At 28.4% G+C, this 16,361-nt stretch carries 20 protein-coding genes; 1 reads left to right on the top strand and 19 read right to left on the bottom strand.

Going from position 1 to position 16,361, the window contains the following annotated elements; all coding sequences use genetic code 11:
* Positions 1-121: 121 nt before the first annotated feature.
* From ACZ5B9_RS04895 to ACZ5B9_RS04830, 14 genes are all read right to left on the bottom strand, one after another.
* Positions 122-1,492, bottom strand: coding sequence for a DKNYY domain-containing protein (locus ACZ5B9_RS04895; protein WP_464423595.1), 1,371 nt, complete (start codon positions 1,490-1,492; stop codon positions 122-124).
* Between the two features lie 37 nt (positions 1,493-1,529).
* Positions 1,530-2,546: a DKNYY domain-containing protein gene (locus tag ACZ5B9_RS04890; RefSeq protein WP_464423594.1), complete on the bottom strand. Its 1,017-nt coding sequence runs from the start codon at positions 2,544-2,546 to the stop codon at positions 1,530-1,532.
* A 328-nt stretch (positions 2,547-2,874) separates the two neighbouring features.
* On the bottom strand, positions 2,875-3,537 hold the full coding sequence (locus tag ACZ5B9_RS04885) for an HAD family hydrolase (RefSeq protein WP_464423593.1): 663 nt from the start codon (positions 3,535-3,537) through the stop codon (positions 2,875-2,877).
* A gap of 113 nt (positions 3,538-3,650) precedes the next feature.
* Positions 3,651-3,872, bottom strand: a complete 222-nt coding sequence (locus ACZ5B9_RS04880) for a DUF896 domain-containing protein (RefSeq protein ID WP_036070711.1) — start codon at positions 3,870-3,872, stop codon at positions 3,651-3,653.
* Between the two features lie 348 nt (positions 3,873-4,220).
* On the bottom strand, positions 4,221-4,727 hold the full coding sequence (locus tag ACZ5B9_RS04875) for a hypothetical protein (protein WP_464423592.1): 507 nt from the start codon (positions 4,725-4,727) through the stop codon (positions 4,221-4,223).
* A 78-nt stretch (positions 4,728-4,805) separates the two neighbouring features.
* Positions 4,806-6,179 (bottom strand): FAD-dependent oxidoreductase, encoded by a 1,374-nt coding sequence (locus ACZ5B9_RS04870; RefSeq protein WP_464423591.1) that lies wholly within the window; start codon positions 6,177-6,179, stop codon positions 4,806-4,808.
* Positions 6,180-6,296: 117 nt separating this feature from the next.
* Complete coding sequence (locus tag ACZ5B9_RS04865; RefSeq protein ID WP_464423590.1) at positions 6,297-6,518, bottom strand: DUF4926 domain-containing protein; 222 nt, start codon at positions 6,516-6,518, stop codon at positions 6,297-6,299.
* 48 nt (positions 6,519-6,566) lie between these two features.
* A complete protein-coding gene (locus ACZ5B9_RS04860; RefSeq protein WP_464423589.1) occupies positions 6,567-6,962 on the bottom strand; it encodes a tetratricopeptide repeat protein in 396 nt (131 codons plus the stop codon).
* Positions 6,926-7,132 (bottom strand): hypothetical protein, encoded by a 207-nt coding sequence (locus tag ACZ5B9_RS04855; RefSeq protein ID WP_464423588.1) that lies wholly within the window; start codon positions 7,130-7,132, stop codon positions 6,926-6,928. Before ACZ5B9_RS04855 ends, ACZ5B9_RS04860 begins: the two co-directional genes overlap by 37 nt.
* Positions 7,133-7,156: 24 nt before the next feature.
* On the bottom strand, positions 7,157-7,588 hold the full coding sequence (locus tag ACZ5B9_RS04850; RefSeq protein WP_464423587.1) for a hypothetical protein: 432 nt from the start codon (positions 7,586-7,588) through the stop codon (positions 7,157-7,159).
* Positions 7,542-8,039 carry a hypothetical protein gene (locus ACZ5B9_RS04845; RefSeq protein ID WP_464423586.1) on the bottom strand — a complete coding sequence of 166 codons (498 nt, stop codon included), beginning with the start codon at positions 8,037-8,039 and terminating at the stop codon, positions 7,542-7,544. The genes ACZ5B9_RS04850 and ACZ5B9_RS04845 overlap by 47 nt, the downstream gene beginning before the upstream one ends.
* Positions 8,036-8,881 (bottom strand): tetratricopeptide repeat protein, encoded by an 846-nt coding sequence (locus tag ACZ5B9_RS04840; protein ID WP_464423585.1) that lies wholly within the window; start codon positions 8,879-8,881, stop codon positions 8,036-8,038. The genes ACZ5B9_RS04845 and ACZ5B9_RS04840 overlap by 4 nt, the downstream gene beginning before the upstream one ends.
* Positions 8,882-8,887: 6 nt before the next feature.
* Positions 8,888-9,040, bottom strand: a complete 153-nt coding sequence (locus tag ACZ5B9_RS04835) for a hypothetical protein (protein WP_464423584.1) — start codon at positions 9,038-9,040, stop codon at positions 8,888-8,890.
* Between the two features lie 314 nt (positions 9,041-9,354).
* A complete protein-coding gene (locus ACZ5B9_RS04830; protein ID WP_464423583.1) occupies positions 9,355-10,149 on the bottom strand; it encodes a TraX family protein in 795 nt (264 codons plus the stop codon).
* Between the two features lie 391 nt (positions 10,150-10,540).
* Between ACZ5B9_RS04830 and ACZ5B9_RS04825 the strand changes: the two genes are divergently transcribed.
* Positions 10,541-11,902, top strand: a complete 1,362-nt coding sequence (locus tag ACZ5B9_RS04825) for an MATE family efflux transporter (protein ID WP_464423582.1) — start codon at positions 10,541-10,543, stop codon at positions 11,900-11,902.
* Positions 11,903-11,972: 70 nt separating this feature from the next.
* Here the strand turns inward: ACZ5B9_RS04825 and ACZ5B9_RS04820 are convergent, their stop codons facing one another.
* The 5 genes from ACZ5B9_RS04820 to ACZ5B9_RS04800 all read right to left on the bottom strand — a co-directional run bounded on the left by ACZ5B9_RS04820 (position 11,973) and on the right by ACZ5B9_RS04800 (position 16,360).
* A complete protein-coding gene (locus tag ACZ5B9_RS04820; RefSeq protein WP_315288530.1) occupies positions 11,973-12,491 on the bottom strand; it encodes a PTS sugar transporter subunit IIA in 519 nt (172 codons plus the stop codon).
* A gap of 146 nt (positions 12,492-12,637) precedes the next feature.
* Positions 12,638-13,237 carry a tetratricopeptide repeat protein gene (locus ACZ5B9_RS04815; RefSeq protein ID WP_464423581.1) on the bottom strand — a complete coding sequence of 200 codons (600 nt, stop codon included), beginning with the start codon at positions 13,235-13,237 and terminating at the stop codon, positions 12,638-12,640.
* Positions 13,238-13,352: 115 nt separating this feature from the next.
* Entirely contained in the window at positions 13,353-14,048 is a 696-nt protein-coding gene (rph, locus tag ACZ5B9_RS04810; RefSeq protein WP_464423580.1) for a ribonuclease PH, read from the bottom strand.
* A gap of 27 nt (positions 14,049-14,075) precedes the next feature.
* A complete protein-coding gene (gene glyA, locus ACZ5B9_RS04805; protein WP_464423579.1) occupies positions 14,076-15,320 on the bottom strand; it encodes a serine hydroxymethyltransferase in 1,245 nt (414 codons plus the stop codon).
* A gap of 59 nt (positions 15,321-15,379) precedes the next feature.
* On the bottom strand, positions 15,380-16,360 hold the full coding sequence (locus tag ACZ5B9_RS04800) for an MlaA family lipoprotein (protein ID WP_464423578.1): 981 nt from the start codon (positions 16,358-16,360) through the stop codon (positions 15,380-15,382).
* Position 16,361 lies beyond the last annotated feature (1 nt).

The raw sequence follows: 16,361 nt of genomic DNA, 5'->3' as shown, positions 1-16,361 counted from the left end.
AGCAGACCTGTTCGATAACTATCTAAATTTGAAAATACAATGAAATAAATATTACTAGCAAGTTGTTAAATACAAAGAATATTAGGTTACTGAAGTATATTGTCAACTGCAAAAATAATTATTATTTTATAATCTTACAATATTCATATTTATGATTTTTATCCTGTGCTGTAATTGAACTCTTTTTAGTTTCGTTGCTTTTTTCTAGTGAACTAAAAGCGTCAAAAATATTTTCCAAAGTATCTATAAATTCATCCATTGCTTCATCCTTGTCATTTCCTACCAGTTCAAAAGTTTTTACATCAGCACCTTTTAGCACTTTGTCATTACAATAAACATTATTTCTATCTTTATAATAATTTTTGCTAAATATTTTTACACTATCCTTATCTACATTCAATTTTACAACCTTATTTTTCGTCAAATCAAAAGGATCTTCAATTAACAGCTTAAATACTCCATCCTTATTTTTAAAAAATATTGCATACGCAACATTAGCATTTTTACTCATATACAGTGTCTGAAATTCAATCGGGCTTATGTTTTTTAATTTATGTTCTTTATAAAAAACATTGCTTTTATCTTTTTCAAAGAAATTATCCACTATTTGAAAAGTTTTTGCTTCTGCTCCTTCAATTTTATTTTTTTCAAAATAAACATTATTTTTATCCTTTGAAAAACCATTACCTATTAATTGAAAAGTTTTTACATCTATATTCTTAAATTTTTCATTATTGTAGTAAATGTTATTTTTGTCTTTTGAATATCCCTCTCCAATATTCTCAAAGCTCTCTTTATCAACATTTTCCAACTTTGAAATATTATAGGAATCATCACTATCATAAAAAATTACTTCTGCATCTCTATAAATACCATTCTTATCTTTTATATATCCATCACCAATATTTTCAAAACTTTCCCTGTCTATATTTCTTAATTTCATTTTTCCAGAATAAATCCAGTTTTTATCTCTCCCAAAGCCTCCACCTAAATCTTCAAAAGTCCTTTTATCCACGTTATCAACTTTTTCTGCATATATTCCTTCCATAACATAGATGTCATTTTTATTTCTAAAATAATCCATTTTACCCTTAGAATTCTCATAAAAAGTAACTTTTTTCATATCTACCGGTTCGCCACTATTTTCATACCGTACAGTCTGCCCATATAAATAAATATAATTTTTGTCTTTTCCAGTATCTTCATCCAATATTTCAAAACTATTTACATCTGCTTCCAAAATATCATATTCCTTATAATAAATAGTATCCTTGTCTTTTGCAAAATTCTCATCCAATATTTTAAAACTCTTTAAATCAGGACTTTTTGTTAAATATTTTTCACTTTTTTCATCATCTATCCGCTTTACAACCAAAGTTTTATGATAATCCTCATTATAATAAATTTTACCATTTTCAATGATGTATTCGGAAAATCCCGCATTTATTATTAAAATTAACAAACCTAATATTCTTAAAACAGTGCTTCTCATAAAAATCCTCCTTTTTTCAAATCCATCATTCCTTTAATTATCTCACAGAATAACAATCATAATACCCGTGCTTGCTATCTTTCGCTGTTTCCACATCTGAATCATAAAATACTTTAAAACTCTTAACATCAGCTCCTTCCAAAATTTTTCCATTGCAAAAAATATTATTTTTATCCTTTGAATACAAATCGTTTATCAATGCAAAAGTCTTTGAATCTGCCTTTTCTACAACACTTAATTCGGATATTTCATTCAAAAAATACACCTTGTTCCTGTCTTTCAGGTAATAACTCACATCATAAACATTTCCCACAACTTCAAATCCATTAGATAAAATCTTTTCCAGCTTAATTCCCCCATAGTACACCCTATTCTTATCCGCAGAAAAGACAAAATCAATGATTTTAAAACTATTTTTATCCAGTCCCTTCAATTCATCCGCCTTCCCATTTGCAACATAATAAATTCCTGTTTTGTCTTTTACATATCTAAAATATTTTTTATTAACCACTTCAAATGTATTATAGTCAATATTCCTTAGTAAAATTAATTTCCCATCAAATTCAGGAAAATTAATATTTCTTTCTAAAAAGTAAACATTTTTTCCATCTTTAATATAATATTCAACTCCGTCTTCCTTATTCGCAATTATTTCCATCTTACTGTTTTTCAAATTATCAATTTTCCAATAAAAATAATAAAGGGCATTCCCTGATTTTACCAAATAATTATTTATTCTCTCAATCGGCTTGTCTTCTAATTTTCCAATTTTCTTCCCTTCAAAATAGACATTATTCTCATCTTTTCCGTACCAAGTCCCCTCAATCCATCCAAATGTTCTAATATCCGCACCTTTCACTATTTCGCCATTAAAATAAACTTTCCCCTTCTCCACTAAATATGGATTTTTAGGTTTTTCAATAACATTCTCACTTTCATTTTGCTTTTCAATATTATTTTCTATTCTTTTATTTTTATCACTATTTTCACCACAAGTCATTACAGTTATCAACAACAACATCAACAATATCACTCTTTTTAAAATTTTTTTCATAAATAAAAATCCTTTTCCAATTTTTTTTTATAATAATTCATAAAATAAAAAAATCAATTAATCTAAAAAATTATAGATATTCTATTCAAATCGTTATCTTGTATTAAATTTTTTATGACCTATAGATTTCAAATTATGCATTGCTTAATAAATGTTTTTCATAATTTCATGAATTTTTTGATTTCAACTATTTATCCTAATTCTATTATCTTAATGGGGAATAGTATTAATAAATTATACCACATTTTTTATTTTAAAAGACATCAAAATATAAATAAAAAAATCGTCTTAATACAAAATACTAAAACGATTTTTTCCTAAAAACTTTCTATTTACCTTTTATTCTTTCAATAATTTCCTGAACGCTAGACACCTTTACATCTTCATCAATTCCATCCTCGCCTTTTACTTCACCAAATCCCCATTTACAGTAAACAATATCAATTCCAGCATTTTTAGCTGTATTTACATCCACAAGCATATCTCCAACAAATAATATTTTTTCTTTTGAAATATTTAAGTTTTGTGCCATTTTGTAAACATTATACGGATTCGGTTTATTTGGATATTCCTTTTCATTTGAGCCAAATATTCCATCAAATTTCCATTTAGATAATTTTTTATCAACTGCAGATAAAGCTGTTTCATGATCCTTGTTTGTTACAATACCTTTTTTCACGCCATTCTGTTCCAGAAAATCAAGCAATTCAGGTATTTCTTCATAAGGCTCAACACCATAGTCAAAGTAAATATCATAATATTTTCTTATAACTTTTTCCATTTCCTCATTCGTTACATCCTCATACTTCTCTTTTCCCAAAATATTCCGTGCAAGCCCTGAAACTCCACCACCAACAAATTTTACACATTCATTAGCAGAATATTGCTTTTTCCCAAGTTCTTCCATGGCTGAATTTACAGTCTTTGTAATAGATTTTGACGTATCCATAAGCGTTCCGTCCAAATCAAATATAACTAAATCGTATTTCATAAATTTCTACTCATTCCCTTCCTAATCCACTTTAAACAATTATCAAAATCTTATCAATCCAACTTTCAAGATTTTAAAAGATTAATCTCTAAATACTGTTATTACTGTTTTATTTATGCTTCAGGCTCAATAACATTCCCGTCATCATCAATTGGATTCCCATCGTCATCCACTCTAACAACTTTAATGCTATCCAAATGCCCTCTCACACTTTCCTTAAATTTTTCAATATACATTTTTCTATATTTTTCACGCTCTTTCTTCTCTTCTTCGGTCAATTCTCTCTCACGTGCCAATCTCGAAAATTCATTTACCTTTTTAATAATATCTTCCATTTTTCTAATTTCCTTTCTAAAAAATATTACTTTAATTTCTAATTTCCATCTTGATTTTATCTAAAATATGGCATAACATATTAAAGTAAAATTCGATTATATTTAAGCCCTTAATGTTGGGGTTATTTTTTTATCTTTTTTCTATTGCAAAAATTTCGTAATCCAAAAAGTATATAACAATATTATTATACTGCATTACTCGTAATTTATCAACACTTTTTCCTAAAGCATTTCCCTAAAAAAATTTAGACATTTCACAAATGTCTATAGCAAAAAATCACAGTTAATCTTAATAACCGTGATTTTAATTTGAAGAAATTTTTTATTTATTATTCTATCTATTATTTTTTAAAATGCCGAAACAGCATATCCTATAAATGCAATATATGATATAAAAATATTTGCAATATCCAGTAAAGATAGCGTTAAATATCCACAATCTCGCAATTTATCTCTATCTTTTCTTAAAATTACAATTATAAAAATATACACAATTACCGTAATGAACGTAATAAGATATAATTTTAGCATATTTAAAAGAAATAAAACAATTATTATATCAATTGTTATTATTGAAAATAAAATATAATTATGAATTTTTTTGTTTCTTTTATTTATCAAAAATATTAAAATAGCAACATAGTAAAAAACTGAATGAAATATTTGACTAGGTACTAAAATAATTGCATTTCTCATCAAATTTATCCATCCCAAAAAATAAATTATTTCAGAAATCAAATCAATTTTCAAAAACCTTTTTACTTTTTTCTTTAAAAAAATTACTCTTATAATATTAAAAATAATCTTAAATAGATTATAAAATACTACTAATCCCATAATTATTAACTCGCCCATTTATTCTCCATTCTTTGTAGTATTTTTAATACTTCATAAAAATTCATAAATTTTAACTAAAATATTTTTTTATTTTCTTTATTTCACACTTCCAAATAAATCATTCAAAGCCTCACTCATTGTTGGGTGAGTAAATATCATGTCTTTTAGGAATGTATATTTTTGCTCAGCTTTCATAGCCGCTGCAACAATGTTTATCATTTCGTGGGAAGTGTTGCATAATAAAGTACATCCCAGTATTTTATCTGTTTTTGCGTCTATAACTGCTTTAAGTAGTCCATCTGTTACACCTTCTATTTTTGCTTTTGGAATTGCCATTGCTTCAAGTCTTCCTGTTTTTACTTCATATCCTTTGGCAATTGCTTCACTTTCAGTCATTCCAACTCTTGATAAAGGTGGATTTATGAATACGCTGTATGGAATTACATTTCTGTCGTTTACCGTTCTGTTTCCTCCATTATAAAGGTTATCTCTTATTATTCTAAAGTCATCAAGAGAAATATATGTAAATTGAAGTCCGCCTTTCACATCTCCCATTGCCCAAATGTTATCAGCTGTCGTTTTCAATGTTTCGTCAACTACAACCGCACCTTTTTCGTCAGTTTTTACTCCTGCCGCTTCTAGATTAAGACCTTCTGTATTAGGTTTTCTTCCGATTGCCACAAGAATTGCGTCTGATTCAATTTCGCTCTTGTTTGCCCCTTGTGAAATTTGCACATATCCTTTTCCATTTTTATCAATGATTTCCTCAATTTTTGATTCCAGTAAAAATTTGATTCCTTTTGCCTCAAATATTGCCTTTGCCCTGTCAGCAATTTCTTCATCTTCTCTAGGCATAAGTCTTTGTGCCAAATCAATTACTGTAACTTCTGACCCAAAATCAGCATACATAGAAGCAAATTCCAGCCCAATGTACCCTGCTCCCAAAATAGTCAATTTTTTAGGAAGTTCCTTTAATTCCATAATTGAAGTGCTTGTATAAACATGGTTACTTTCTTTAAGCCCTTTTATACCAGGAATTATTGTAGTTGAACCTGTATTTATAAATATTTTTTCTCCTTCAATCTGAACATTTTCCCCATTGCTTTCAATATTAACTACATTTTTTGAAGCAAAACTTCCAAATCCATCGTAAATATCAATATTTTCCTTTGTAGCTAGCATTTCATAATTTTTTCCACGTAACGCATCAATTAATGTATTTTTATTATTTATACTTTCTGTATAAAATCTCTCCTTTTCCTCAATACCATTTAATCCTTTATTTTTAAGAACTTTTGTACTGTCAACAAGTTTTTTCGTAGGAATACACCCAATATTTATACAAGTTCCTCCATACATCTTATCAGATTTCTCAATCAAAGCCACATTCTGACCTTTCCCAGCCAAAAATCCTGCCAAAGTTTTCCCACCTTTTCCAAATCCAATTATTACTGCATCATATTTTTTCATTTTCTTCATCCTTTCCATTTTATACAATTATAGTTACATAATTGTATTCATTATAAAATTAGATTTCCTTGTCTTAAGAATACCACATTTTTTATAAAAAAACAAGAGTATTTGTGTTTACAAATTTATATTAATTTTTTCAATATCCTCCTCCTTAATAACTAAAATATCCAAAGTCTTCTCATCTTTCATAAACTCTACCATATAATCATTTGGAAATTCAGGAAATATCATCACAACTGTTCCAATCGAATTTTTTAAAACTTTATCAGACAATTTTCTTTTTGCTTTTACTACATCGTATTCATCAAACATAAAATCTCCATTTTTCATTTTCATATCCAAATACCTCTATTTATCATTTTATTTCACAATTAACTAACTATTTTACTCTTTTTCTTTTAAAAATTTTTCATATTGCTGTATTCTTCTACTGTCAGCTTCACTATAATTTTTTAATCCATTTGATTTTTTAACTACATCTACCCATTTTTTTATTTCTTTCAGATTTTTCTCTCTGTAGTAATATTTTAATAAATAATTTATTGCTCTATAATCTTTTAGTTCAGCCGCTTTTAAATACAAATTCACAGCTTCGGTTTTATCGCCTTCTTCTTCTAGAATTTGTGCTAAATATATTTGTGAATCAGTATTTCCTATTTCCGAGGCTATTTGATACCATTTCTTTGCTTCATCAATATTTTTATTCCTGTGTTCAATAATTCCCATAAAAGTTGCAGCTTCCTTTAAACCATTTTCATATGCTTTTTTATATTTTTCCATTCCCTTTCCAGTTCAAAGGCAATTCTTGCCATTAATTGAGCTTTTTCAGGATTTTTTTTATTTTCCTGATGAAAAGAAACATCATCAACATCTTTTATTACTACATTATTTCCTTGATTCCTACATCCTGTTAATAGACAAAGCAACATCAGTAAAATATATTTATTCATTTATAATTCCCCTTTTCAAAGTTTTTATTCCTTCCGATTTTTAGATTCCGTACCAAATCCTGCCATCCTGTATTCATCATCAAAAAATAGCAAATATCCTTCCCAAATTTCAACTTCCAGAAAAATTTTCTTCCCTTCCTTTAAATAAACTGTTTTCCCATCAGCCCAATATTTTTCCAGCTTATCCTCAATTTCTATTTCCACATACTCGTACAATCCATATTCATAATCTAAAATAACCGAATTCCCCTTAAATTTTAATACCGCTTCCCGTTCAATTTTTTTTTCAATTTTTTCATTTTCACTAACTATTTCTATTTTTTTCAGTTCTCCTGTTTCATAAGACAAATATATTTTTATCTCTTCATTATTAAAAGAAAAAATCATATCCCGCTCGCTTACAACATTCTCACTTTTTCCAGTAAAATCTATCATCTTCAATTTTAAATTTTCCATAAATCAAAATTCCTTCTACATAATTATTCCTATTTATTAAGATTACTATATTTTCACAAATTTTTACTCCAAAATAAATATTAAGCCTGTTATCAGTAAAATAACATCCGATAATATTTTGGGAAATATCAATCTCCAAAAAATCTAATTCTTTAACTTTTATACCATCTTCATTGTATTCTTCCCTTTTAAAATAAATATCGCCTTCTATTATATTTTCAGGAATTTCTATTTTATGTCTAAATTTAGCCATTTTCAATATATTGAGAATTTCCAGCGAATTTATTCTCCCATCTTCTCCTATTAATAAATAAAAACTGTATAATTTTTTTTCATACGAAACACTTGAAAGTTCCGTTACCTTCCTATTTAAATTAATCTCTACATATTCATCAGAATTATTTTCAAATTTATCAATATTTTTTACAAATTCCAGTTTTTCTATTCTCATAAAATTCTCCATTTTTTATTTCTTTTATGATTTATTTTTTTTGTTTTTTTCAATTCTACCAATTCTTCATTTATTTTCAAAGCTTGACTATATTTCCCTTGCTTTTTGTACAATTTGGCTAAACTTTTTAATGCAAGTTCCTTGTATGCAAGTTCTTTTGCTTTTAAAAGGTTATTTTCAGCCTTGCCGTAATCTCCTTTCATTTCATAAACTTCTGCTAACAGACGCAATAATCTTGCTCTTTTTTCTTCAATCCGTTTCACATTGTCTTCTGAATGTGAAAATAATTTTTCCGATTCTTTTAATAACCATTCTTCAGCTTTGTCATAATCTTTTTTCCACATATAAAGTTCCCCTAAAAGTCTTTCTGCATTCGGATATTTTTCATTAACAAGCTCCTTGTAGAGTTTTTCAGCTTCATCAAAGTAATCGTGCCTCTGATAATAAAAAGCCAAAGAATTTTTTACCTCAATATTTTTATTTAAATTTCTTTTAAATGCTTCCACCACTTCGCTATTAATTTCTTTCCTTTCTCCATATACCCACACTCTAAACAAGGTATCTTCCCTATAATCTCCCTGATCCATTGCCTTTATATAATATTTTCTTGCATTCATTTCATCTCTCTGATTAGCATAAATCTGTCCTGCAAATGCACTTGCTTCCTTCACTCCTCTGTCCGAACCTTTTCTTGCCCATTTGAGTGCCTTTTCTTTTTCCCCTCTCGCACTATAGTTTCTTGCTAGATAATAATCTGCCATTGGAATATCCTTTTCCACACTTTTAAAATACACTACCCCAATTCGTAAATATTTTTTCTGAACTTCCAGCCCCTTTTGCAAAATTCTTTACTTTTCTGCCATTGTCGGATTTTTCTTCATTTCAGCAATTTCCGTTTTTGCCTTTTTTAAAGCTCCTTTTTCCTCCTCCGAGAAAGGAATACCCCCACTACAGCTCACTAAAAATAATACACTTACCAAAATTAAAATTATCTTTTTCATAACTTGCCCTTTCTATATTTTTTCAGTATTAACAAAATTTATATTTTTAATTTTATACAATAATATTATACCTCATTTTTGTTTATATTCCATTTTATACTATTTCCCATTTAAAGAGCAGAAATCAAAAAATTTATAAAATTAAAGTTATTTTTTTATAGGGTTATGCCTTTCACCATACAAAAAAGACTGAAAAAAATTCCAGCCTTTAATTAAATATTTCTATACCAATCTTTCGCCCTATTTTACTATTAGGAATTTCTATAAATTTATAATTAAATCCGTTTTTTGTTACAATACTTATATCATTTAGTTCAATAAATGATGTATTTCTTAAAAAAAATATAAATCATTACAATTAACAAAAGATGTAATGGATAAAAACTGTAAAACATATATTTTGTAATTTTATTATGAATACCTTGCTTTCCATTGTAGAGCCATATAAAAACTAATGAAAATATTGCAAATGATTGTGATGATACATTTATTTCATTTCCAAAACAATTTAAAGTAACATTATATCCCCATATAAGAAAAATATTTATCCATGCTAATAAGATGACTTGAGCTATAAAATTCCACCATTTTTTACTTCTGAAAAAATAAAATACTAAAACCATCATAATTCCATATTCTCGGTAATCACTAACTATAAGGCGTGTAATAAACATAGCTAAAATACTTATAATAATTTTTCCAAAAATTTTTACTGTTACAGGTAAGTTATCTTTATTTTTAATTTTTTCAAACAAAACTAGCATATATAAAGCAATCCCAAAAGTCCACAAAACATTATTATATGGAAAAAATATCGACGGACTCCCAAATATAGAAGTACTTAGCAAAAGATTAAAAGGAATTTCTGAAATAACAGCAAAAATAAAAATACGCTTTAAATATTTACTCCTATTCTTCGTTTTATAAAACCCCTCTACAAGCATAAAGGCAAAAATAGGAAAGGCAAGTCTGCCTAAAAGATTCATCCATATCTGATTCTGATTAACAAAAAATACATTCCACGAATGGTCTAATATCATAAATAAAATAGCTAAAATATGTAGCGTAAAAGAATCTAATCCTTCTAAAAATATGTTTTTTTGTTTCATTTTAACTCCTTAGATAGTATAATTAAAATAATATCTAAATTTATTTTTTTAATTTCTAGACTCCTTTTATTTTAACATACAATTAATTTTCCCACAAGTAAAAATTATTTATAAAAAAATCATACTGATAAGAAAATTTACATTGAAATATCTAGAAAATTTAAAATAGCGAAAGAACAAGCAAAAATAAATAATTATCCAAGAAAACTTTTTAATGGAAGAAGCTCAAATGAAATGTATGAAATTGACCTAAAACAATATATTTCATAAAAAGTGTTATTTATACTTGTAATTTACTTTTAAAGTAGTTTTACTATAAAATTGTTTTAAATTTTACAAAAAAGTGCTATAATGAAAAAATGCAATAAATTTTAAAGGGAGGAAAATTAAAATGTTATTTAAAGCTCAATCAAATGAAGAACGCCGCCAATTGATTTTAAATGGAAAAGTTATTAATACTTTACTTTTTTTGTCTATTCCAACATTGCTGGTCGGAATTATTCAAGCACTTATCCCACTCTCAGACAGTTTATTTCTAAACAGACTCACAAGTGTAGAAATTGCCAGTTCAGTTACATTTAGTCAGCCTGTACTAAATATTATGATTGCATTTTCGCAGGGGCTTGGCGTGGCTACACTTGTTATGCTAGGTAGACTTTACGGTAAAGGAAGAATGTTAGCGGTAAAGGAAACGATGCTACAAATTTTTGTATTCAGTTTTTTTATTGGGCTTTTACTAATTCCTGTATGTATGTTTACAGCTCTTTTAATTTCAAATAACACAACCTCTGAAATTCGTAACAATGTCTATATCTATATTTCCCTTTATTCACTGGTAATGCCTTTTGTATTTTTGGCTGCCATTTACAATTCTTCAAAAAATGCGATTGGACGTCCTGAGGTTACATTTGTTAGAATTTTTCTTTTATTAATTTTAAAAATTATTTTTAATTCAATTTTTTTATATGTTTTAAAAATGGGAATTGTCGGTGCAGTAATGGCATCACTCTTTTCTTACATAGTTGTTACAATCTGGATGTTTTACGATTTATTTTTAAAAAGTGGAGATATAAAACTTAATTTACGAAGTTACACAATAAAATTGCCAATTATAAAACGATTATTAAAAATCGGATTTCCTTCAATGTTAAATTACGCCTTCTTGTATCTTGGATTTTTTCTTATAAACAAGGAAATGGAAAAATTTGGAGCTGTTGCCTTAAATGCTCAGGGAATTGCTTCCAATATCAATGCAATCTGCTTTATTTTACCTTCTTCAATAGGAACCACCGTTTCCTCAATGATTAGTATAAATATGGGAATTGGAAATGTAAAAAAATCTAAGGATGTGTTTAAGGTGGGCTGGATAACTGGCGTTACTATTTCAATTTTGACTATTGCCTTAATCCTGCCTATTTCATTACCACTCGTATTAACTTTTACAAAGGTTCAAAAAGTAATAGAAATTGCAGATAAGGCTCTTCATATTTACACATACTCAGTAATCGGATTTAGTATCTTTATGATAGCACAAGGAGTTTTTATAGCACTTGGAAGAACAAAAGTTCCGTTAGTTATGTCAATTTTAAGAATCTGGCTGTTAAGATATATTTTTATTTTATTAACACAAAAATATCTTGGCCTTTATTCAATATTCTGGGGAAATTTATTTTCAAATACATTGGCAGGAATAATATTCTTTATTTTAGTAAAAGCTATCGATTGGAAAAAAGGAATAAAAACTGTAAAATAAAAAATCTCTAAAAAAGTAGAAATACTCTTGCTTAAATAGAGATTTTTTGAATAGAATTTATTTTATTAAATTATTTTTGAACATTTAGTACAACTGTTTCTCCAGCTGTTGCAGTTCCAGATTCAACTGGGTTTAATGAAGCATAATCTTCATAGTTTGAAATAATTACTGGTGTGATAATTGATTTTGCATTTGCTTTTAAGAAATCATAATCATATTTAATTAATGGATCTCCTGCTTTTACTACTGCTCCTTCTTCAGCGATTCTTTCAAATCCTTTTCCTTCCAATTGAACTGTATCCATTCCGAAGTGAACAAAAATTTCGATTCCAGAAGGTGTTACAATACTGAAAGCATGATTAGTATCAAAGATTTTTTCTACTCTTCCAGAAGCTGGTGCTAACATTACACCTGACGCAGTTGGTTCGATAGCAATTCCATCTCCTACCATTTTTTGTGCGAAAACTTCATCAGGTACTTCTGATAAAGGTAATAGGTTTCCTGAAATAGGTGCTTTTACTTTTCCGTCAAATTCCTGTTTAACATCATCTTCTTTTTTACCTTTTTTGAATAAATCAAATAATCCCATTCTAATTCCTCCAATTTATTTATTTTATATTTAATTATCTTATTTTTATGTTACCATATATAATGAAATTAGTCAAATCTTAATTTGACAACCAATCAAAATTTTATTTTTTTATTTTACTAAATACTTTTTATATGCATTTATTTTTAATTAGACTTTTTCAAACTACTTCTTAGCACTTTTAAATTGCTTTTCGCATGCTCATCCCCAAGTGCCGCAGCCTTCAAAAACCATTTCTCAGATTCCTTAAAATTTCCTTCATTTCCAAAAATCATCCCTAAACGGTTCATTGCATTAACATCATCTTTCCAAGCCATTTGTAAATAAATATCTTTCAATTTTTCAGTTTGATTTGTTGTATTATAAAATATAAGTAAATTTTCCTTAGCTCCTTCACAATTTTTTTCAATTGCTTTTAGGTAATATTTCTCAGCTTCTTCATTTTTACCATTTTGTTCATATAAAATTGCTAAATTATTTAATGCATCATAATCTTCATTTTCAATTGCAATCAAATAATACTTTTCAGCATTCTCAAAATCATGTTGGCTAGCGTAAAGATACCCTAAGTTATTCGCACATTCATAATCTCCAGCTTCAATAGCCTTCAAAAACCACTTTTTCGCATTTTCATTATCATAATTATTTTGAAAAATAAGACCAATTTCATTTATAGCCTTCGTATCCCCAGCCTGTATTTTTTTCATATATTCATCAAACAATTTTTCCATACCAGTTTTTTTCATCTATTCTTTCACCATCCTTTCTAAATTTTATATTTTTTATTCAGATTTCTAAAACTTCTTAACAAAATTTTTCTTAACACTTACTTTATTTAAATAGCTCAAAATTAATTTTTATTTATAAACTAAATAACTTATGAAAGGCATTTTTTGATAATTCAATAAACTTCAATAATTCCGCATGAGTAAAAGTTGCTTCTTCTCCTGTACCTTGTAGTTCAATAAATTCGCCTTTGTCGTTCATTACAATGTTCATATCTACATCAGCTCTTGAGTCTTCTTCATATTCTAAATCAAGTAAAAGTTCATTTCGAACTTTCCCAACACTTATTGCTGCAACTTTTGATTTTATTGGAATTTCTTTTAGTTTTCCTTCATCTATAAGCCTTTCAACCGCTAGTTCCAAAGCAAGATAAGCTCCTGTAATTGAAGCTGTTCTTGTACCACCATCTGCCTGAATTACATCGCAGTCTATCATTATTGTTCTTTCTCCTAATTTTTCCAAGTCTATTGCAGCTCTTAGTGCTCTTCCAATTAAACGCTGAATTTCCATTGTTCTTCCAGATAGTTTTCCTTTTATTGATTCTCTTTGGATACGTGTATGTGTTGCTCTTGGAAGCATGCTATATTCGGCAGTTATCCATCCTGATCCTGTCCCTTTTAGCCATCTTGGAATTTTTTCTTCAATTGTTGCATTACAAATAACCTTTGTATTTCCAAATTCGATTAAAACAGAACCTTCTGGATGAACAATATAATTTTTAGTTACTTTTACTTCACGCATTTCATCGTTTTTTCTATTATTATTTCTCACATTTTCTCCTAATTTTTTATCTTTAAATTATTTACCTTTATAAAGTGGAAATTTTTCAGTTAATTTTAAAACTTGCTCTTTTACTTGGGCAATTTTTTCATTGTTATTTATATTTCCTAATACTGTTAATATAAATTGTGCCACCTGTCTTGTTTCTTCTTCCTTAAATCCACGAGCTGTGATTGCAGGTGTTCCTAGTCTTATTCCGCTTGTTTCAAATGGCTTTTCAGGATCGTTTGGAATAGCATTTTTATTACAAGTTATTCCAGCCTCTTCCAATTTTGCTTCGGCTATTTTTCCTGTAACTCCCATTGGGCGTAAATCAACCAGCATTAAATGGTTGTCAGTACCACCACTTACAATTCTAAGCCCGCCTTTTACCAATTCTTCTGACAAAATTTTAGCATTTTTTGCCACTTGCTCCTGATATTTTTTATATTCTGGGCTAAGTGCCTCTTTAAATGCAACAGCTTTTGCCGCAATTATATGAACTAGCGGTCCACCTTGTATTCCAGGGAATATTGTTTTATCAATTTTTTTTGCAATTTCTTCGTTATTTGTCAAAATTATTCCACCACGAGGTCCTCTTAAAGTTTTATGAGTTGTTGAAGTTACTACATCTGCATATTCTATTGGATTTGGATGAAGTCCAACAGCTACGAGTCCAGCGATATGAGCCATATCTACCATCAAATACGCACCAATTTCATCAGCAATTTCTCTAAATTTTTTAAAATCAATTATTCTTGAATAAGCACTTGCTCCTGCAACTATCATTTTAGGTTTTTCTCTTAATGCAATTTCTCTGACTGTTTCATAATCAATCAGTTCTGTTTCAGGATTTAGACCATATTCCAGTCCAATGTAATTTTTTCCTGAAAAATTGATTTTATAACCATGAGTTAAATGTCCACCAGCACTAAGGCTCATTCCTAGAATTTTATCTCCAGCTTCAAGCAGTGCAACATACACTCCCATATTAGCTTGAGATCCAGAATGTGGCTGCACATTAGCATATTTTGCTCCAAACATTTCTTTCAATCTTTCAATTGCAAGGCTTTCCACAACATCAGCATTTGCACATCCACCGTAATATCTTTTCTCAGGATATCCTTCTGCATACTTATTTGTAAATACAGAACCTGCAGCTTCCATCACAGCCTTTGAAACAAAATTTTCAGAAGCGATTAGCTCAATTCCTTCCTCCTGTCTTCTTTCTTCTTCCACAATTGCATTGTACACTTCTAAATCCACATCTTTTATGTAACTCATATTAATTTCCTCCTATATTTTCACCAAAATAATTTTTTTAGCAGAATATTTTAAACTTTTTATTTCACAACTTGTATTTTTCTGTAATTATGATAAAGAGCTCTCACTAAATCATATTCAAACGGAGAATTCAAATCCCCATATCGCATACTAAGTATAGAACGTGCATTCAGTCCTGTTACAACTGGTCTTGTAAATCCATAGACTGTTTTATCAAAAACTCTCGTATCAAAAAACAGTTTTTCTTCAGCTACACCTCTTACTGCACCTTCTGTTACCGTGTCTATTCCTGTTCCAATTGCATCTCTTATATTACTTGGCCCAAAGATTGGCAATACTAGATAAGAACCTGTTCCAACCCCATAATGTCCTAATGTGTCTCCCATTGTTTCAGGATCTCTTTTCATTCCCATATTTTTAGCAATATCCGCTACCCCTAGTACTCCTACTGTTGAATTTACAACAAATCTTCCAAGTGCATTTACTGCTTTTCCAGGTTTTAGCTGTAACAGTGAATTTACAAATGTTGGTATTTCACTAAAATTGTTATAGAAATTTGAAATTCCCTTTCTTATTGGTTTTGGAACAACTGCTGCATAAACACGTGAAGCTGGATAAAGTACTTTTCTGTCAAGCTGTGTATTAAAAGCATACATTCTTCGATTAAATGGCTCTAATGAGTCATTTATACCTGTTAATTGGAAGACTTGACTTGATGCAATGTAATCTTCATCCAGTTCTTCCAAATTTGCCGCCAATATTCCATAACCATCTTGCTCAAAAGCGATGTATTTATTTTTATCAACTTTATTTTTTTTCGTTTTTATATTCGTTTGTGAAACCAAATCAATATTTTTATCAGGCGTTTCTGCTATTTTTCCATCAACGAATTCTACAAAAAGGTCATCATTTACTTCCTTTTCATTTTCTTCCATAAACATTATTGTATTTTCATTCTTAATTTCCAACATTTTGGAATGTCCAATTGTTGCAACAATCAACATTGTTCCAAACATTAATAATTTATTTTTTTGTGCCATT

Source organism: Leptotrichia sp. SK-5, assembly GCF_055387215.1.
The sequence above is the reverse complement of the archived record's forward strand: the minus strand, read 5'-3'. Positions and strand labels throughout refer to the sequence as shown.